The organism is Xenorhabdus sp. TH1 (assembly GCF_037260955.1).
GTDB classification, from domain to species: Bacteria; Pseudomonadota; Gammaproteobacteria; order Enterobacterales; family Enterobacteriaceae; genus Xenorhabdus; species Xenorhabdus griffiniae.
In genome coordinates, this window is sequence record NZ_CP147734.1 from 2,472,107 (window position 1) to 2,491,846 (window position 19,740).

Consider the following 19,740-nt stretch of genomic DNA (forward strand, 5'->3'; position numbering starts at 1 on the left):
CAGAAAGCCTCACCAGAAAAAATTAATCCTCACTGATTCGGCTACCTACGGCTCCTTGCTGATTTTTATATTTAGCATCCTGACGTCGGTTATAAGGCCGCTCAGCAGAGCCAGAAAGTGGTTCAAAACTTAATGCTCCTATTACCATACCAGGACGCAAAGCTAAAGGCAGTTTGCCTGAATTATAGAATTCTAGAACAATTTGCCCGTGCCAGCCTGGATCAATGCGATGTGCAGTAACATGGACCATCAAACCAAGGCGTGCCAAAGATGAGCGGCCATCCAACCAACCGACTAAATTGTCAGGCAGTGTGACAGATTCCAGCGTCACTGCCAAAGCCAATTCACCGGGATGGAGGAAAAATGCTTCTCCATCCGACAAAGTAATTTCATCGCTCATGACACGATCAAGTGCCGCATTGACTTCCGCTTTAGGGCCACTTAAATCAATATAGGCGGCTGTATGACCACGAAAAACACGAAACTGATTACCAAGGCGCACATCAGCAGTTGCCCCATTAATACGTTCAACAGGAGGACGAGGGGTAATTACCAGCTTACCTTCATCTAGCCATTTAATAATGTCACGGTCACAGAGTCGCATTATTTCCTCTCAAATACGATGTTACTTATGAATGCCTGAACAACAGATCATTCGCAAAATTGGCCAATTTTGGCTTTTAAGATATCAATGGCCACGCGGTTTTTCCCACCACGAGGGACAATAATATCGGCATATTTTTTCGATGGCTCGATAAATTGTAAAAACATTGGACGCACAGTTTGATTGTACTGATCTATCACGGACTCCAATGAACGCCCACGCTCATTGACATCACGTTTAATACGGCGCATCAAACAAATATCCAGTGGCGTATCGACAAAAATGGAGAAATCCAGTTCTTGGCGTAAGCATTTATCTGTTAATAATAGAATACCTTCGAGGATAATAACTCTTTTCGGTGCAAAATGAATGGTTTCAGGTTTGCGGGTGTGCTCAACATAGTCATATTGTGGCAATTCAATGAATTTTCCGGCTTTTAATGCCTGAAGATGATTGAACAGTAAATGATGATCCATTGAAGTTGGGTGATCATAATTAACTTTATGCCGCTCTTCAACCGGGGTGTCAGTTTGGTCTTTATAGTAGCAATCTTCTGGAATAACGCCGATATTATGATCACCAACCTGATCCCGTAATTCTCGATAAATTGTGCTGGCAATAAGGCTTTTGCCTGAGGCGGAGGCACCTGAAATGCCTACGATTGTACACTTATGTGCTTCATCAGCCATACTAAAAATAACCTGGTCAAAAAAAAGAAAAAATAAAGTAGAAATATGGTTTTTTTATAACACCACATTTGGCAGATTATAGGGAGTTAATGGCTTCTATTCCAGAGTAAACAAAATAAGTCTCGTTTTTTTCGCTATGTTTCGAGTAAAAATCCCGCAGTTTTATATATCTAATCAATAATGTTCTATAAATAATTTTTATGCCAATGCGAAATGGAAGCTCGGAAGATGAGGAACTATATTGTGATCAAAATAAAAAATCGAAAACACTGGGAACCGATCAATGACTCTATCCGCATTAAACTTCAAGTTGCAATTTATAACACACTATGAAACCTGACTTCTCCCCACGAAGCGGGGAGAAATCACTCTCATCTTGAAGTCAGATGGGTATATATCAATCGAGCCATTGACCAATATTTTTTATATAACCGCTGATATACGGTTAAATTCATTAATCAAACTGCACGAAAAGAAATTTCAGTTGGGATTTTTTCGCCCTGCCAATACATCTTCGCAGAAATATTGGCCGCAATTTCGCGATAAATATCCGCAAATTCACTGTCAGGCTGGCTACTTACCGTTGGTTCACCACGATCAAGATCTTCACGCAGTGAAATATGCAGTGGGATCTGCCCCAATAACTGGCAATCATATTTTTCTGCCAATTTTGCCGCCCCACCCGTACCGAAAATTGGCTCATGATGACCGCAATTACTGCAAATATGGGTACTCATGTTCTCAACAATACCCAGCACTGGCACATTGACTTTCTGGAACATGACGATACCTTTCATTGCATCGATCAGGGCAATATCTTGCGGTGTTGTGATAACCAACGCACCTGTCACCGGAATATTCTGGGACAGCGTTAACTGGATATCTCCCGTCCCTGGCGGCATATCAATCACCAGATAATCCAGATCCGGCCACAGCGTATCTTGCAACATCTGCATTAAGGCCTTGCTTGCCATCGGGCCACGCCATACCATCGCGTTATCATCGGTAACAAGGTAACCGATGGAGTTGGTGGCCATGTTGTGAACCATGATGGGTGCCATATGTTGCCCGTCAGGGGAAGTCGGGCGCTCTTTGTCTGTACCAAGCATATTGGGTATGGATGGCCCATAAATATCCGCATCCAAAATGCCCACTTTTGCGCCTTCCTGTGCCAGTGCCAGCGCCAAATTCACCGCTGTGCTGGATTTCCCTACACCGCCTTTTCCTGAACTGACTGCCACGATATTGCGCACGCCATTAACACCAGGCAAATTATTGGCACGACGCAACGTACTGATATTGTGGGTTAATCGCCATTCAACGGATCTTGCGCCCGTCACGGATTGCAAAGGTTGGGTGGTTTCTTTTTTTAATATTTCGAAGACACGTTTCCAGACAAACGGCATAGTTAGTTCGATATGTAGTATTCCATCCAGCATAGTGCAATGGTGCAATGCTTTCAGGGCAATCAAATCTCGTTCTAAAGTTGGATGTTTAAATGTTGCTAATATCTTTGCAACATGTTCTTTCAGCAGGTCAGGATTGGTCTGCTCCGGGGATTGTGAGTTCATCCCAGCTCCTTTTGATTTATCTTTCTCAAACCTAAAACTGTTCAGCCATCATAACAGAAGCTGACCACTTCGGATAAAGGCAACAAGTAAAAGTGACGAAGATTTCGCGTTACCCTAGCGACAACGCTCCTTATCAGGTAACATCAAAAACCCTTTTCACTTTACGGAAGTCAGATCCTAACTATGTCTCAAGTCGCGAACAAATTATTGGTGACCTGTGCGTTACCTTATGCTAACGGTCCAATTCATCTCGGTCATATTCTGGAACATATTCAGGCTGATATTTGGGTTCGTTATCATCGAATGCGCGGCAAAGAGGTTCACTTTGTCTGTGCCGACGATGCTCACGGTACACCAATTATGCTGAAAGCCCAGCAAAGTGGTATCTCTCCAGAAGAGATGATTGCCAAGGTGAGCCTAGAGCATCAGCAGGATTTTGCCGGTTTTGCCATCAGCTATGATAATTACCACTCCACGCACAGCGAAGAAAACAGAGCTCTTGCCTCTAAAATTTATCTGGAGCTGAAAAAGAACGGTTACATTAAAAACCGGACAATTTCTCAATTATTTGATCCAGAAAAAAGCATGTTCCTGCCAGACCGTTTCGTCAAAGGTTCCTGCCCAAAATGTAAGGCAGAAGATCAATACGGCGATAACTGTGAAGTCTGTGGCACCACCTATTCCCCAACAGAGTTGCTTAACCCTCGTTCCGTTGTCTCTGGGGCAACGCCAGAAATGCGTGATACGGAGCATTTTTTCTTCGATCTACCTGCTTTCAGCGATATGCTGCAAAAATGGACGCGTTCTGGAACCTTGCAAGAACAAGTAGCTAATAAAATGCAGGAATGGTTCGAAGCGGGACTACAACAATGGGATATTACCCGCGATGCCCCTTATTTTGGTTTTGAGATCCCTGATCAGCCAGGTAAATATTTCTATGTCTGGCTGGATGCCCCAATTGGCTATATGGGCGCGTTCCAAAATCTGTGTGATAAACGTGATGACCTGAATTTCGATGAGTTCTGGACAAAAGATTCAAAAGCCGATCTCTACCATTTTATTGGCAAAGACATCGTTTATTTCCACAGTCTGTTCTGGCCTGCCATGTTAGAAGGCTGTAACTACCGTAAGCCAACCAACCTGTTTGTCCACGGTTATATCACGGTTAACGGCACTAAGATGTCCAAGTCCCGTGGCACCTTTATCAAAGCCAGTACTTATCTGAAACACCTTGATGCAGACTGCCTGCGCTACTACTACGCAGCAAAACTTTCTTCCCGCATTGACGATATTGATCTGAATCTGGAAGATTTTGTTCAGCGTGTAAACAGCGATATCGTTAACAAAGTGGTTAACCTTGCTTCACGCAATGCGGGCTTTATCAACAAGCGCTTTGGCGGCAAACTGGCAGGGCAACTCGCTGATCCTGCGCTATACCAAAAGTTTGTCGAGGCTGCACAAAGTATTGCAGAAGACTTTACCAATCGTGAATTCGGCAAAGCAATCCGCGAAATAATGGCATTGGCCGATCTGGCTAACCGCTATGTTGATGAGCAAGCACCGTGGGTTGTAGCGAAGCAAGAAGGCCGTGATGCTGATCTACAAGCAATCTGTTCAATGGGGATTAACCTGTTCCGCGTGCTAATGACTTACCTGAAACCCGTTCTTCCAGGCTTATCTGCACGAGCAGAAGCTTTCCTGAATACCGAATTGACCTGGGACGGCATCCAGCAACCTCTGTTGAGCCATGACGTTTCACCATTCAAGGCGCTATTCAACCGCATCGAAATGGCAAAAATTGAAGCGATGGTCGCTGATTCCAAAGAGAGCATCGAACCACAAAAAACCGTAACTGGCCCACTGGCAGATGATCCCATTCAGGACACCATTACGTTTGATGACTTTGCCAAGGTTGATCTGCGGATCGCACTGATCAAACAGGCTGATTTTGTCGAAGGTTCAGATAAGTTACTGAAACTCATACTGGATCTCGGTGGTGAAACTCGCCAAGTCTTCTCTGGTATTCGTTCAGCCTATCCTGATCCCAAAGCACTGGAAAATCGCCTGACTGTCATGGTTGCTAACCTTGCACCACGCAAGATGCGCTTCGGTATTTCAGAAGGTATGGTGATGGCGGCAGGCCCTGGTGGCAAAGATATCTTCCTGTTAAGCCCCGATAGTGGCGCCCAACCAGGTATGCAGGTTAAATAACAGTTGCATATTTTTGATAAAAATCATTAACTATCAAATAGATAACAAGGCGGGCTCCAAAAAAGACCCGCTTTTTTATGTGATGTATGGCACATTTATAATGTTAGTCGTATGATGAAACCCTCGTTATATTGAGGAATTATTGATTATGTCTTTCCAAAATGTGCTGATAATAGGTTGGCAATACCTGCGCGCATTTGCGCTGCTTTATTTGTGCCTGATCGCGGGGAATATCATTTCGGCACAACTTCCCTTCTCTCTCCCCGGTAGTATTATTGGCCTACTTCTCTTGTTTGGTTTACTCGCATCTCAAATTATTCCCTCACACTGGGTAAAACCAGGCTGTAGCCTGTTGATGAAAAACATGACACTGCTCTTTTTACCCATCGGGGTAGGGATCATGGATTATTACCCACAACTTAGCCAACAAATGCTTCCTATCCTCCTTTCTTGTATCATTAGCACGGTGATTGTTATGGTCGTCGTTGCTTACAGTTCTCACTATATTCATCGTGAACGTATCATTATTGGTGCTAAACAAATGGATACTAGCCAGACGAATATTGAGCAACAAGAGCCTGCCTCGACACCCCAAAATCCATCACAACAGTTATCACAAGAATCGGAAGGGAAAGAAAAATGTTAAGCCATATTTGGTGGTCACTACCATTAACCCTGATCGTATTTTACTGTGCTAAAAAGCTGTCAGTACGACTCAAATTGCCTGTATTTAATCCCTTATTGATCTCAATGGCGGTGATCATTCCCTTGCTGTTGGTAACACATACACCTTACGAACACTATTTCGCCGGCAGCCGGATACTGAATGATTTGCTACAACCTGCCGTTGTTGCCTTGGCTTTTCCTCTGTATGAACAGCTACATCAAATCCGTGCTCAGTGGAAATCTATTATTAGCATCTGTTTTGTTGGCAGCATTGTCGCAATGGTTACGGGGACAGCCATCGCATTATGGGCAGGTGCTACGCCTGAAATTGCCGCTTCTGTTCTCCCCAAATCCGTGACAACGCCAATTGCTATGGCTGTGGCCGATTCCATTGGAGGGATCCCTGCCATTAGCGCAGCTTGTGTCATTACGGTAGGTATCTTGGGAGCCATCTTTGGCCACAATTTGTTTAACGTTCTAAAAATAAAAAACCAGGCATCACGAGGGCTGGCAATGGGCACAGCATCCCATGCCGTAGGAACAGCTCGCTGTGCAGAGATGGATCATATTGAAGGCGCGTACAGTTCACTGGCTTTAATGACTTGCGGCATTATTACCTCATTGATTGCACCTTTTCTCTTCCCGATATTGCTGCATCTGTTTGGTTAACTCTTTATGGATGACGATGGTTTTATTGGGTAAAAATGAAGCAATCCCCTCTATCCATAGGGTAAAAAAATGACTTTTATCACTAAAATAATTTACTCATTACAAAAATTTCATTAAATATGTGATCAACATCACATTGAAAACCTGAACAAGCGTCCTAGAATGATCTTCAACTGGTTTGGAGATCATCCTATGCAAGCTCGTTTTCATGCTATTTGGTCAGAAATTCCATCTGAACTGCAAGCCGCCTTATTACCTTATATTGGCAACGACGATTTTCCAGCCATGCTGACAGCAGAACAAGTGGAATCAATCGAACAGCTCAGCGGATTTGATGTTCGGGAACTCACCTTGACCTTATTACCACTTGCTGCGGCCTATTCCTTTGCCCCTGTTTCCCATTTTTATGTTGGTGCAATTGTGCGGGGAGAAAGTGGTAACCTCTATTTTGGCGCTAATATGGAATTCGCGGGAGTTCCATTACAGCAAACCATCCACGCTGAACAATCAGCCATCACACATGCCTGGCTACGTGGTGAGAAGAAGCTAGTTTCCATCACAATCAACCACTCACCTTGTGGCCATTGCCGACAATTTATGAATGAACTAAATAGTGGAACACAACTGGAAATTTACCTTCCTCACCGTCCACGATTAACGTTGGCCGACTACCTACCAGAAGCCTTTGGTCCACGTGACTTAGCCAACACCCCATTGCTGCTAGATGAGGTTAATCATGGCCATCAATTGGCTACCAATGATGAAGTGGTACAAGCAGCATTGGATGCGGCGAACCGTAGCCATGCACCTTATAGCCAATCCCATGCAGGAATTGCCCTGTTGGATGAACAAGGAAAAATTTATACCGGCCGTTATGCAGAAAATGCCGCATTCAACCCCAGCTTACCGCCATTACAGGCAGCCCTGATTTTCATGAACATAGCAGGTGGCAATTGTCAATCTATCAAGCGGGCAGTATTGGTAGAAGGTGAAAATAACCATTTATCACAATGGAATGCTACTGAATGCACATTAACCGCTCTTGGCTGTACAAAAATAGAACGGTATACATTTTGAAAAGTACATGATCTAATAACATTTTATTAGCTAATTCTGTATGTTATATCTCATTTTTGCTCATGATAATCATATCTAAGTAACATTTACTGTACTTATTGTTTTTATCTTCTTAGGATCTATACCAATCTAACTTCAAGATGCATGTGATTTCTCCCCGCTTCGCGGGGAGAAATCAGGTTTCATATCATGTTGTAAATTGCAACTTGAAGTTTAATGCGTATATAGCCGATTTTGTTATTGATAAGTTCAAAGAGTAAGCATCATGGAACTGGAACACGAAAGTAAACGTCCTCTCTATATTCCCTACGCTGGCCCTATCTTGTTGGAATTTCCCCTACTGAATAAAGGTAGTGCCTTTACTGAAGAAGAACGCAGTAATTTCAACTTACATGGCTTATTGCCACAGGCCGTTGAAACAATAGAAGAGCAGGCCGAACGCGCCTACCGCCAATATTGCGATTTCAAAAACGATATCGATAGACACATTTATTTAAGGAATATTCAGGACACCAACGAAACACTGTTCTACCGCCTCCTTGATGCTCACTTAAGCGAAATGATGCCTATTATCTACACGCCAACCGTTGGTGCAGCGTGTGAACACTTTTCTGATATTTATCGCCGTGCCCGTGGGTTATTTATCTCCTACCCAAACCGGGCTTACATTGATGACATGCTGCAAAATGCCACCAAGCAAAATGTAAAAGTTATCGTTGTTACCGATGGTGAGCGTATCCTTGGTCTGGGTGATCAGGGGATCGGGGGCATGGGGATCCCGATTGGTAAACTGTCACTGTACACCTCCTGTGGTGGGATCAGCCCTGCTTATACCCTACCTGTGGTTCTGGATGTAGGAACAAATAACCCACAGCTCCTCAATGACCCATTGTATATGGGCTGGCGTCATCCACGCATTACTGGCAAAGAGTATGATGAATTTGTGGATGAATTTATTCAGGCCGTGAAACGTCGCTGGCCTAACGTACTGCTGCAATTTGAAGATTTTGCCCAAAATAACGCTATGCCGCTGTTGAACCGCTATCGCGATGAGCTTTGCTGCTTCAATGATGACATCCAAGGTACTGCCGCTGTTGCCTTGGGTAGCCTGATTGCCGCTAGCCGTGCTGCCGGCCGCCAATTGAAAGATCAAACTGTTGCATTCCTCGGTGCCGGCTCAGCTGGCTGCGGTATTGCAGAACAGATCATTGCCCAAATGAAATCTGAAGGATTGAGTGATGAACAGGCTCGTGCCCGCGTGTTTATGGTTGACCGTTTTGGCCTCCTCACCGACAAGCTACCAAACTTGCTGGATTTCCAAAGTGCATTGGTACAAAAAAGCGCCGCCTTGCAATCGTGGGATGTCACCAGTGATTCTCTCTCATTGACAGACGTAGTTCGCAACGCGAAGCCTACAGTTCTGATTGGTGTTTCTGGTCAATCGGGTTTGTTCAGCGAAGGGATTATCCGTGAAATGCACAAACATTGTGAACGTCCCATCGTGATGCCTTTGTCCAACCCCACTTCACGTGTAGAAGCTCGCCCGGAAGACATCATCAACTGGACGGAAGGCAAAGCGTTAGTCGCTACAGGAAGTCCATTTGCACCAGTAAAATATAACGATCAGGAATATCCAATTGCACAATGCAACAACTCCTATATCTTCCCAGGGATTGGCTTAGGTGTTATTGCTGCCGGCGCCAAACGTGTGACCGATGATATGTTGATGGCTGCCAGCCGCGCATTAGCGGATTGTTCACCACTGGCGCAAACAGGCTCTGGCCCATTGTTGCCACCGATTGATGACATCCAAGATGTTTCCCGCAAAATAGCCAAAGAAGTGGCGAAAAAAGCTCAAATTCAAGGCGTAGCAATTGTTACATCGGAAGATGCGTTGGATGAAGCGATTGAGCGCAATTTCTGGAAACCAGAATATCGCGTATATAAACGCACTTCATTCTGATATTGGTAATAAGCCTGCCAATATGACTGGCAGGCTTGATAAGTCATTAAATAATATCCTGCCAAGCAAATCATAAATAATGGCTTTATCTTTTTAAATTGAATCAGTTTAGTTCCGATATGATCCCTCCCAAAACTTGCTTCGATATTTCAAGTCAAGTAGCCTTTATGGCATTGGCTAATCAGTACATATAAGGCAAATAAAAATCATGTGGAAACGCTTGATTACTGGTTTTATTTTTATCATTGCTGTCCTGATACTGGCAGCCATCATGCTTGACCGTTGGGTTAGCTGGAAAACCGCCCCCTACATTTTTGATGATCTTAGGCAACTGCCTGAGCGGGAAGTCGGTATGGTACTCGGCACATCCAAATATTATAAAATCGGTACATATAACCAATATTATTTCTATCGGATCCAGGGAGCGGCTAATGCTTACAACAGCGGTAAAGTCAAATACCTGTTATTGAGCGGAGATAACGCCCAGCATAGTTATAATGAGCCAATTACCATGCGGAAAGATTTGATCAAGGCAGGCATTCCGGCCAGTAACATTGTGATGGATTTTGCGGGTTTCAGAACATTGGACTCGGTTGTCAGAACCCGCAAGGTATTTGATACCAACGATTTTACTATCATTACTCAACGCTTCCACTGCGAACGAGCCCTGTTTATCGCTATGCATTTTGGCATAGAAGCACAATGTTATGTCGTTCCCTCACCCAAAAATATGATGACAATCCGTCTCAGAGAAGTATTAGCGCGTCTCGGCGCCTTGACTGATCTCTATATTTTAAAACGTGAACCTCGCTTTTTAGGCCCATTATTACCTATCCCCGCGCCACATAACGTATCAACAGGAATTCAAGGTTACCCTGCGGTATCGCCAGAGGAGTTACAGGAATTAGAAAAGAAATCACAGAAGAAATAAGAATGGATAAAGTTGCAGTTTATCGACAAAACTAAAACTGCAACCTATTAGCCTCTAAAAATCGGTCAGAGAAAAAATAGCTGGCAAAATGTTTTCTAAACCTTACCTGCCAATTTTGCTGTTAAGCTGCGCCAGAGCTTTTCCATCGGCCCCTGAGAATAACGTTTCAACCACCAGCAAGCAAACCAAATATTCAATGCCCAGATAAAAGGAATAAATGCCATTAACTCCAAACGGCTAAACTGCCCAAATAAATCAAAACGATAAAAAAGTGTGGTACAAATCAGTGTTTGTAACAAGTAACTGCTCAGTGCCATTTTCCCAACCTGCCGGAGCCAAAACGTAATTTTCCAACGCGAAATGGCAGGCCAAAATCCATAAATCAATGCGATATAAGCTAATGCCAGCAACGGTGTCGCCAACTCAGTGACGGTGTAGCGGACAGTCCAGGATGCAAAATAGCTGTAGGGATATAAATATTGTATCGACAAGGCAATCCCCTGAATCACCATACCAACAGGGATCAGACATAATGCCAATCGGCGATAATGATTACGGCTAAATTCCCCTTTCAACCAACCATTACGCAGTAACATAGCACCACAAAGCATAACCCCTATTATTTGCCAGCCATATTGCACAATCACCACAATCATCGCACCGCTTATCTGACGAATACGGTATTCTAAGGCCAATAATCCATCATGCGTTTTCCAGTAGCTTTCATAAGAAATATCTTCCGGTGTCGGCTGCCAAAATGCATTATTTTCCCCTACAGGAAAGAGTCCTAAAAGGTAAAACATCATTAAGCCGAATAAATAGAAAGTCGCCGCTGTACCAAACAACTTTTGACGGGTATTGATAAAACGCCATGCCAATAAGCCAACAACGCCATATGACAACAAAATGTCGCCATCCCATAGCAAAACACCATGCAGAAAACCAATAACAGCCAAAACCAATAACCGGGAAATATTCCAATCACGTCCCTGTTGCCGAAGCAATTCAAGTGACGCGCCGAACAACAGCGTTAAGATGAACAGGAATTTTCCCTGAGTAAAAGTATTCAATACAGACCATGTCATTACATCAGAGAACGAGACTGAATCTTTATAAAACAAATTCATAGAGGCGGCATATGGCAAAGCAAAACTGGAAATGTTCAGCAATAATATTCCCAAAATGGCAAAACCACGCACACTATCAAGTATCTCAATTCTCTGACACATTACCCCATTACAACTGTGTTTCATGATAATAAAAGTTCATCATGACAAATGCAGGTGACGCACAGCACGCAGGAATTCCTGTCGTGTATTCTGGCTGGTTTTAAATAACCCTCCCAGAGCAGTCGTTGTCGTGGTACTGGTCGCATCGCGAATACCACGCGCTTTCACGCAATAATGGACAGCATCAATGGAAACAGCGACATTGTTTGTACCCAGCAGGGTTTGTAGTGCAATCAGGATCTGCTGTGTTAAACGTTCCTGCACTTGTGGACGCTGGGCAAAAAACTGAACAATGCGATTAATCTTCGACAAACCAATGACTTTATCTTTAGGAATATAAGCAACCGTGGCTTTGCCATCAATAGTGACAAAATGGTGTTCACAAGTGCTGGTCATCGTAATATCACGCACTGTCACCATTTCATCCACTTTCATTTTATTTTCTATCAGCGTAATTTTTGGGAAATTGTTATAGTCCAACCCTGAGAATATCTCATCCACATACATTTTCGCGATACGGGCGGGCGTATCTGCCAAACTGTCATCACTCAAATCGAGATTTAACAGCTTCATAATTTCTGTCATGTGTTCCTTAATGCGTACCTTACGCACCTCTGGTGCCAAATTTTGTCCACGCAATGGGGTTTCAAGACCACGGGCAACCAGTGCCGAATGCACTAGCGCAGCTTCTGTACTTAGGGATGACATCAGTTTCTCCAAGGTAAATATTTCCGTTACTTGACGGGAAATCGGGGCGCTTATTTTACGCAGATATCAGCGAATGTAATACTAGGCAATATCTATTTTATTTATCTCGTGCTACGCATACACGCCTTAAACTTCAAGCTGCAATTTACAACACGATATGAAACCTGATTTCTCCCTGCTTTGCGGGGAGAAATCACATGCATCTTGAAGAGAGATTGGTATATATCGCATACGCGAGCACGTGAATAGGCGCATAACTATACCTGTACATCATCAATGCACCAAATCAGGATGGCTCATGATGCGTATTGGTGCGATAAAATACCAGTATCCCAGCAATGAGCAACCCAATAAATGCGATATACAAAGCAGGTTCCAGTTTGCCTGTCAGCCATGTCGAAATAGCGGATAACATTGGCCCGACCAATTGCCCCAGCGCATAGCCCGTGGTCAGCAATCCCGCCATATAACGGGCATGATTGGGTGCCAATTCACGGCCATACTGCAAAGCAAGCTGTACTACACACATAAATCCACCGCCTATCAGCAATGCCCCAATCATCAAACCACCAATGCCCGGCAACATTTCTGCAATCAGGATGCCTAGCGCCTGAAGCCATAACGTCACCGCCAGACGGATTTGGGATGTTGATACATTACGCAACAAAATTCCTAACATGATGCCAATGACCGAAGCACCGCCAAATATTGGCCAGACAAACTGGGCAAACAAGCTATCAGGAAAACGCACTGTCGCCATTTGGGAAAGAAACGTCGCAGGCAAAATATAGCCAAATCCCGCCAGGCTATAACACCACACCAATCGCTTGATTTCCGGTGTCAAGCTCAGTGTCTGGATTGCCGTCTGCGGACGGTGCAATTCACCGCTGCGGGGCAGATAACGACTGACATAAATACTGAATAACAGCGCCAGGATGCCATATAACATCCACGCACTGGCTGCATTCATCTTCCAAGACTGGAGCCCTATTGCTACCATGCCACTAATAAATATTCCCACCCCGGTTCCTGAGAAAACGGCTGCACTCAACCCCGGACGATTCAATTTTGCCAATTCATCATTCGTCCATGCGGCAACCAATACCAACGTCCAACCACTGGCCCAGCCAATAAAAAAGCGGGCAATACTGTGTAATATCGATCCATCCAACAATGCGGAAAGCAAGGTGATAATGACAGATCCCCACAAACCGCTCCACAAACGGTATTCTACAAAACGTTGCGCCCGCATGGCATCATAAGAACCCGCCAGATAGCCGAGGTAATTGAATGCTGCGACTATCCCCGCACTCGTTAATGTGAGTTGTGACTCAGCGATCATCAATGGAACTTGTGGGGTAAAAGTGAAGCGCCCTATTCCCATTGCAACAACCAAAGCGAGGAAACCGCTTAATGCAATCTGAAAAGCTTGATAGTTACGATTAAGAGACGTGACAGTTTGATTTTTCATAGTGATTAAATAGTAATGAAATTAATTGATTTGGAGGGTATCATCCAGTTATAACAAATCATGAATATAATATACATCTTTTCTTAACAACCCTCTCCCTGTGGCAATCACCATTGCCTGTCATTCCCCAACAATGCAATCTTTGCCATAATGCATCCCATACAAGAATAAACAGTTGCCCGCCATTTGCGGCGTATAGGGAGTTTCTTATGGATCACTGTCATACCTCAGATCTAATCTCACTTGAGCAAGCACTAGAAACATTACTGACACACACTGTTCCCCTCACCGCTACCCCCCTGATCACGACAGAAACCATTAACCTGACCGAATCTGCGAACCGAATTACCGCCACTGATATCATTTCCCCGATCAACGTACCCTCGTTTGATAACTCAGCAATGGACGGTTATGCCATTCGCCTGGCAGATCTGCACAAAAACCACATTTTACCAGTGGCAGGTAAGGCACTGGCTGGTATGCCGTTTCAGCAAGAATGGCCGAACGGCAGTTGCATCCGCATTATGACCGGTGCTCCCATTCCTCCTGGCACTGATGCTGTTGTGATGCAAGAACAAACGGAGGTGACCGAAACAGGCATTCTCTTCACCCATCCGGTAAAACCGGGGCAGAACATTCGCACCATTGGGGAAGATATCAGCCAAAATGCGGTGGTATTGCCAAAAGGGGTCAAACTCTCCACAGCACAATTACCGCTGATTGCTTCGCTAGGTATTGCAACGGTTGATGTGGTTCGCAAACTGAAAGTTGCCATTTTTTCTACCGGTGACGAGTTACAAACCATCGGTAAACCCTTACAGGCAGGCCAAATTTACGATACCAACCGATTTGCTATTCGCCTGATGCTGGAAAAACTGGATTGTGAAATTATCGATCTTGGCGTAATCCGCGATGATCCTGAGGCATTGCGCCAGGCCTTTATTGAAGCAGATAAACAAGCAGATTTAGTGATCAGCAGTGGTGGCGTTTCTGTCGGTGAAGCGGATTACACCAAACAAATTTTAGACGAAATAGGAAAAATTAGTTTTTGGAAACTCGCTATCAAACCGGGAAAACCTTTCGCTTTTGGAAAATTGGAAAATGCCTGGTTCTGCGGCCTGCCAGGTAACCCTGTGTCTGCCGTACTCACGTTCTACCAATTGGTACAACCGTTGATTGCCCATCTATCGGGTTTTACTACATGGCAACCACCTATGCGCCTCACGGCCAGGACGACAACACCTTTGAAAAAATCCCCTGGCAGACTGGATTTCCAACGTGGTATTGCTTCACTTAATGAACAGGGTGAATTAGAAGTACAAACTACAGGGCATCAAGGCTCCCATATCTTTAGTTCATATAACCTCGGCAACTGTTTTATTGTGCTGGAACGGGAACGTGGGCATGTTGCTGCTGGTGAAACGGTACAAATCGAGTTTTTTAACTATTTATTGAAATAACCAGTAATTGAAAAACTAATATACCGATCTAACTTTAAGATGCGTGTGATTTCATAGAGTGTTGCAAATGCAACTTGCAGTTTAATGCGTATAACTAAGAAGATAATGAAACATGGCTGTCGAACTTACTGATGAAGAAACGTTGCGTTATAACCGACAAATTATCTTACGTGGTTTCGGTTTCGACGGGCAGGAAACCTTAAAATCAGCCAAGGTGTTGATAGTGGGAGCTGGAGGGCTGGGTTGCGCTGCTTCCCAATATCTTGCAGCGGCAGGTATTGGAACAATCACCCTGCTGGATTTTGACACGGTTTCCCTTTCCAATTTGCAACGGCAGATCCTCCACCGCGATGAGCGCATTGGTATGGCAAAAGTGCATTCCGCGGCGCTGACCCTGCGGGAGATCAATCCACATATCACCATCAATCCCATTGAAGGGCTATTGGATGAGCCGGCGTTAGATGAGTTAATCAGCCAACATAAAATTGTACTCGACTGTACAGATAACGTTGCCATTCGTGAACAACTCAATCGTCTGTGTTATGGCCGTAAAATAACATTGGTTTCAGGTGCTGCGATCCGCATGGAAGGCCAGCTTTCCGTCTTTACTTACCAACCGGAAACCCCCTGTTACCGTTGCCTGAGTCGTTTGTTTGGCGAAAACAGCCTGACTTGTGTTGAAGCAGGTGTTATGGCGCCATTGGTAGGAACTATCGGCTCATTGCAGGCAATGGAAACAATTAAGCTACTGACCCAATACGGGCAAACCTGTCACGGCAAAGTATTACTTTTTGATGCAATGACAATGCAATTTCGCCAAATAGCGTTGCGGCAAGATCCTTTATGTGAAGTTTGCCGGTCGCAATGAATATGTTGTTTCTGATAAAGAAACATCCAGCCCAATTGAGCCGGATGTTTCTCTGTTAATATCAAAGTCTTATTCGCCAATACCTTGACTTCTCAGATACTCATCATAAGTACCTTTAAAATCAATAACCTTGTCAGATTTAATTTCCAAAACACGGCTAGCCAGTGAACTCACAAAGGCACGGTCATGGGAGACGAAAATCAGCGTTCCCTGGTAGAGTTCCAGCGCAAGGTTCAAAGATTCGATAGATTCCATATCCAGGTGGTTAGTCGGTTCATCCATAACCAGAATGTTCGGCTTGTGCATCATCAGCTTGCCAAACAGCATCCGGCCTTGCTCACCACCGGAAAGCACACCCACTTTCTTTTTGATATCATCCTGCCCAAACAACAAGCGACCAAGAATACTGCGTACTGCCTGTTCATCATCGCCTTCGCGCTTCCATTGGCTCATCCACTCAAACACCGTCATATCACAGTTAAAATCACTGGCATGATCCTGCGCATAATAACCAATCGTGCTATTTTCAGACCATTTAATGGTGCCGCTATTTGGCGTTTCCTCACCAATCAGCGTCTTCAGAAGAGTCGTTTTACCAATACCGTTTTCACCGATTACCGCCATCTTTTCGCCGACTTCCATCAGCAAATTTAGATTTTTAAACAGGGGTTCGTTATCGTATCCCTTGGTTAATCCCTCCAATTCCAGCGCATTACGGAACAATTTCTTCTCTTGCTCAAAGCGGATATAAGGATTCTGACGGCTGGAAGCCTTTACTTCTTCCAACTGGATCTTGTCAATTTGGCGGGCACGGGAAGTTGCCTGTTTAGACTTAGAAGCATTAGCACTAAAACGGCTAACGAACGCCTGCAAGTCAGCAATCTGTGCCTTTTTCTTGGCATTATCGGCCAGCAGACGTTCACGCGCTTGCGTTGCGGCAATCATGTACTCATCATAGTTGCCAGGGAACAGACGCAGTTCGCCATAATCCAGATCGGCCATATGTGTACATACCGTATTCAGGAAATGGCGGTCATGGGAAATAATGATCATGGTGCTGTTACGTTCGTTGAGCACTTGCTCCAACCAACGGATAGTATCGATATCCAGGTTGTTGGTTGGCTCATCGAGCAGCAGAACGTCAGGATTGGAAAACAAGGCTTGTGCCAGCAATACACGCAATTTCCAGCCCGGTGCTACTGCACTCATCAAGCCATAATGCTGCTCAACGGGAATACCGACACCCAGCAACAATTCGCCAGCACGCGCTTCTGCACTGTAACCATCCATCTCACCATAAGCGACTTCCAGATCCGCGACACGATAACCATCTTCTTCGCTCATTTCTGCCATCGCATAAATGCGGTCACGCTCCTGTTTGACTTCCCACAGTTCCTGGTGCCCCATGATGACGGTATCCAACACGGTATATTCTTCGAAAGCAAACTGATCCTGGCGCAACTTACCCATACGCTCGTTAGGGTCAAGGCTGACATTACCGGAAGTTGGGGTTAAATCTCTGCCCAGGATTTTCATGAAAGTAGATTTACCTGCCCCATTCGCCCCAATCAAACCATAGCGGTTACCGTTACCGAATTTGACAGAAATATTTTCAAACAGTGGCTTACTGCCAAACTGCATAGTGATGTTGTTTGTACTTAACACAACTGTTGCTCTTATAAGTGAATAAAAGGGAGATGATAAAACCGATAGCCGCGCATTATGCCACAACAGAAGAAAAGTATCGCCAGAATGCGTTACCCACCTTCAAAATCAGGGCAGCACTTCAAATAACACACTAAATATTAATCATTTTTCCATAAAATAAACTAATCTATTGGACAGAGAAATATAGAATAGAAACCGGTACTGTTATAAACTTTCCGCTATCATTTTACAAATCAATAAATTGATATATCGGAAAAACACAATGCAAAAAGTAAGATGGGGTATTATAGGTTGTGGTGATGTAACAGAAGTAAAAAGTGGCCCAGCTTTTTATAAATTGGAGAATTCAGAATTAGTCGCCGTCATGCGTCGCAATGCGGATTTAGCCAAAGATTTTGCCGAACGGCATAATATCCGAAAATGGTACTCGGATGCCGAATCTTTGATTAATGATCCGGAAGTTGATGCTGTTTATATTGCTACCCCACCTTCTACCCACAAAAAATATACTATTTTAGCAGCACAAGCGGGCAAAAGTGTTTATGTCGAAAAACCCATGGCATTAACCTTTGAAGAATGCAACGAAATGATTGCTATCTGCCGATTTCAAAAAGTTCCCTTGTTCGTCGCTTATTACCGCAGAGCATTACCAAGGTTTATTAAAATAAAAGAATTAATTGATTCTGGCGCAATTGGTACACCACGGATAGTCAATTGTATGCAATTTAGGGAAATGGCCTCTATCTATCAAGATCCCGATAATTTACCCTGGTTTGTACAACCAGAAATATCTGGTGGTGGCTTATTTATTGATTTAGCGTGCCATACACTGGATATATTGGATTTTCTGCTAGGAAAAATTATCTCAGTCAAAGGACATGCCAACTCACAGGCAAAAGCCTATCCCGCCGAAGACTGTGTTTCCATGTCATTTATGTTCGAAAATCATGTTCAGGGAGTTGGCATTTGGAATTTTGTCGCCAGTTCTCGTGAGGATAAAGTCGAAATTATCGGTACAAAAGGCAAAATCGTTTTTGCCACATTTGGTGATTCTCCCATTTCACACTATGACGAAAATAATCAACTACACCAATATCATTTCGAAAATCCAAAACATATCCAAATGCCATTCATTCAGACAATGATTAATAACATACAAGGAAATGGCAATTGTCTATCCACGGGTGAATCTGCCGCCCGCACCAGTTGGGTTATGGATGAAGTATTAAAAGAATATCGGGCTGCTGCAAATATTATTTCCTAAATGGCTTGGTGTTACCGTTTAAAAATATGAAGAGTAAACTTACTCATAACCATCAGAGTATAACCTTTGATGGTTTTAATATATTATTTCTATTCACAAGGTCATTGCCATTGTTCTGCTGGCCTCTTGATACCCTTCTCTGATATAAAAGCGTATCGCATCAACATTCTGGGATAATACACTCAGCTCAAGATGTGAATAATGATTTTCTTGCGCCCACTTTTTCATACCAGCCAGTAACTTCTGACCAACACCAAGATTTCTGGCATCCTGACTTACCATTAAGTCAAAAACATAACCATAAGTTCTCGGAACCAGACAATTGAAAGGAGGTGTTCTTTGCTCCTGAGCAATAGCAAAACCTTTAATATTGCCATTCCCATCCTCCGCAACCAGTAAATGAAACTTATCGTTATTGATGTTGGAAACAATAAAATCTTTGTCTTGTTCAGCCGCCTGCATTCTATCCGGCTGCAACGCCGCCATTTCACTAAACAATATGCTATAAAGAGATAAAATAGCCTCAATATCCTGCACAGTAGCCGTTCTTATTATCATTAGGTTCTCTCGATGACTTTCAGTTAGTATAAATTTTAATCAGAAGGATAATATAATTACTAAAACGGTCAAGTATCAGGTGATAAAACTGGATCTTGTTCAACATTTGCTAACAAACATACAACTGATAATA

17 protein-coding genes are annotated in these 19,740 nt (G+C 43.8%); 9 read left to right on the top strand and 8 right to left on the bottom strand.

Annotation, left to right across the window (positions count from 1 at the left end):
- Window positions 1–22 precede the first annotated feature (22 nt).
- From dcd to apbC, 3 genes are all read right to left on the bottom strand, one after another.
- Window positions 23–604: a dCTP deaminase gene (gene dcd / locus WDV74_RS10855; protein ID WP_338882793.1), complete on the bottom strand. Its 582-nt coding sequence runs from the start codon at window positions 602–604 to the stop codon at window positions 23–25.
- 47 nt (window positions 605–651) lie between these two features.
- A complete protein-coding gene (gene udk, locus WDV74_RS10860; protein ID WP_338882795.1) occupies window positions 652–1,293 on the bottom strand; it encodes a uridine kinase in 642 nt (213 codons plus the stop codon).
- A gap of 458 nt (window positions 1,294–1,751) precedes the next feature.
- Complete coding sequence (gene apbC / locus WDV74_RS10865; RefSeq protein WP_338882796.1) at window positions 1,752–2,864, bottom strand: iron-sulfur cluster carrier protein ApbC; 1,113 nt, start codon at window positions 2,862–2,864, stop codon at window positions 1,752–1,754.
- 183 nt (window positions 2,865–3,047) lie between these two features.
- Between apbC and metG the strand changes: the two genes are divergently transcribed.
- The 6 genes from metG (at window position 3,048) to sanA (ending at window position 10,381) form a co-directional block, all read left to right on the top strand.
- A complete protein-coding gene (gene metG, locus WDV74_RS10870; protein ID WP_338882797.1) occupies window positions 3,048–5,075 on the top strand; it encodes a methionine--tRNA ligase in 2,028 nt (675 codons plus the stop codon).
- 148 nt (window positions 5,076–5,223) lie between these two features.
- Complete coding sequence (locus WDV74_RS10875) at window positions 5,224–5,721, top strand: CidA/LrgA family protein (protein WP_338882798.1); 498 nt, start codon at window positions 5,224–5,226, stop codon at window positions 5,719–5,721.
- Window positions 5,715–6,410, top strand: coding sequence for a CidB/LrgB family autolysis modulator (locus WDV74_RS10880; RefSeq protein WP_338882799.1), 696 nt, complete (start codon window positions 5,715–5,717; stop codon window positions 6,408–6,410). The genes WDV74_RS10875 and WDV74_RS10880 overlap by 7 nt, the downstream gene beginning before the upstream one ends.
- A gap of 192 nt (window positions 6,411–6,602) precedes the next feature.
- On the top strand, window positions 6,603–7,487 hold the full coding sequence (gene cdd, locus WDV74_RS10885) for a cytidine deaminase (protein ID WP_338882801.1): 885 nt from the start codon (window positions 6,603–6,605) through the stop codon (window positions 7,485–7,487).
- 265 nt (window positions 7,488–7,752) lie between these two features.
- Window positions 7,753–9,450, top strand: a complete 1,698-nt coding sequence (locus WDV74_RS10890) for an NAD-dependent malic enzyme (RefSeq protein ID WP_338882803.1) — start codon at window positions 7,753–7,755, stop codon at window positions 9,448–9,450.
- A gap of 208 nt (window positions 9,451–9,658) precedes the next feature.
- Window positions 9,659–10,381: an outer membrane permeability protein SanA gene (gene sanA / locus WDV74_RS10895; RefSeq protein ID WP_338882804.1), complete on the top strand. Its 723-nt coding sequence runs from the start codon at window positions 9,659–9,661 to the stop codon at window positions 10,379–10,381.
- Between the two features lie 95 nt (window positions 10,382–10,476).
- Here the strand turns inward: sanA and yeiB are convergent, their stop codons facing one another.
- From yeiB to WDV74_RS10910, 3 genes are all read right to left on the bottom strand, one after another.
- Window positions 10,477–11,610 (bottom strand): DUF418 domain-containing protein YeiB, encoded by a 1,134-nt coding sequence (gene yeiB, locus WDV74_RS10900; RefSeq protein WP_338882806.1) that lies wholly within the window; start codon window positions 11,608–11,610, stop codon window positions 10,477–10,479.
- A gap of 39 nt (window positions 11,611–11,649) precedes the next feature.
- Entirely contained in the window at window positions 11,650–12,318 is a 669-nt protein-coding gene (folE, locus tag WDV74_RS10905; protein WP_338882807.1) for a GTP cyclohydrolase I FolE, read from the bottom strand.
- A gap of 286 nt (window positions 12,319–12,604) precedes the next feature.
- On the bottom strand, window positions 12,605–13,789 hold the full coding sequence (locus tag WDV74_RS10910; protein ID WP_338882808.1) for a YbfB/YjiJ family MFS transporter: 1,185 nt from the start codon (window positions 13,787–13,789) through the stop codon (window positions 12,605–12,607).
- A 209-nt stretch (window positions 13,790–13,998) separates the two neighbouring features.
- Between WDV74_RS10910 and moeA the strand changes: the two genes are divergently transcribed.
- On the top strand, window positions 13,999–15,249 hold the full coding sequence (moeA, locus tag WDV74_RS10915) for a molybdopterin molybdotransferase MoeA (protein WP_338882809.1): 1,251 nt from the start codon (window positions 13,999–14,001) through the stop codon (window positions 15,247–15,249).
- Window positions 15,250–15,361: 112 nt separating this feature from the next.
- Entirely contained in the window at window positions 15,362–16,117 is a 756-nt protein-coding gene (gene moeB / locus WDV74_RS10920) for a molybdopterin-synthase adenylyltransferase MoeB (protein ID WP_338882810.1), read from the top strand.
- Window positions 16,118–16,186: 69 nt separating this feature from the next.
- Here the strand turns inward: moeB and WDV74_RS10925 are convergent, their stop codons facing one another.
- Window positions 16,187–17,782 carry an ABC-F family ATPase gene (locus WDV74_RS10925; RefSeq protein WP_338882812.1) on the bottom strand — a complete coding sequence of 532 codons (1,596 nt, stop codon included), beginning with the start codon at window positions 17,780–17,782 and terminating at the stop codon, window positions 16,187–16,189.
- A gap of 265 nt (window positions 17,783–18,047) precedes the next feature.
- Between WDV74_RS10925 and WDV74_RS10930 the strand changes: the two genes are divergently transcribed.
- Window positions 18,048–19,049: a Gfo/Idh/MocA family oxidoreductase gene (locus WDV74_RS10930; RefSeq protein WP_338882813.1), complete on the top strand. Its 1,002-nt coding sequence runs from the start codon at window positions 18,048–18,050 to the stop codon at window positions 19,047–19,049.
- A 93-nt stretch (window positions 19,050–19,142) separates the two neighbouring features.
- On the opposite strand, the gene WDV74_RS10935 is transcribed toward WDV74_RS10930, so the two are convergent.
- Window positions 19,143–19,607: a GNAT family N-acetyltransferase gene (locus tag WDV74_RS10935; protein WP_338882814.1), complete on the bottom strand. Its 465-nt coding sequence runs from the start codon at window positions 19,605–19,607 to the stop codon at window positions 19,143–19,145.
- Window positions 19,608–19,740 lie beyond the last annotated feature (133 nt).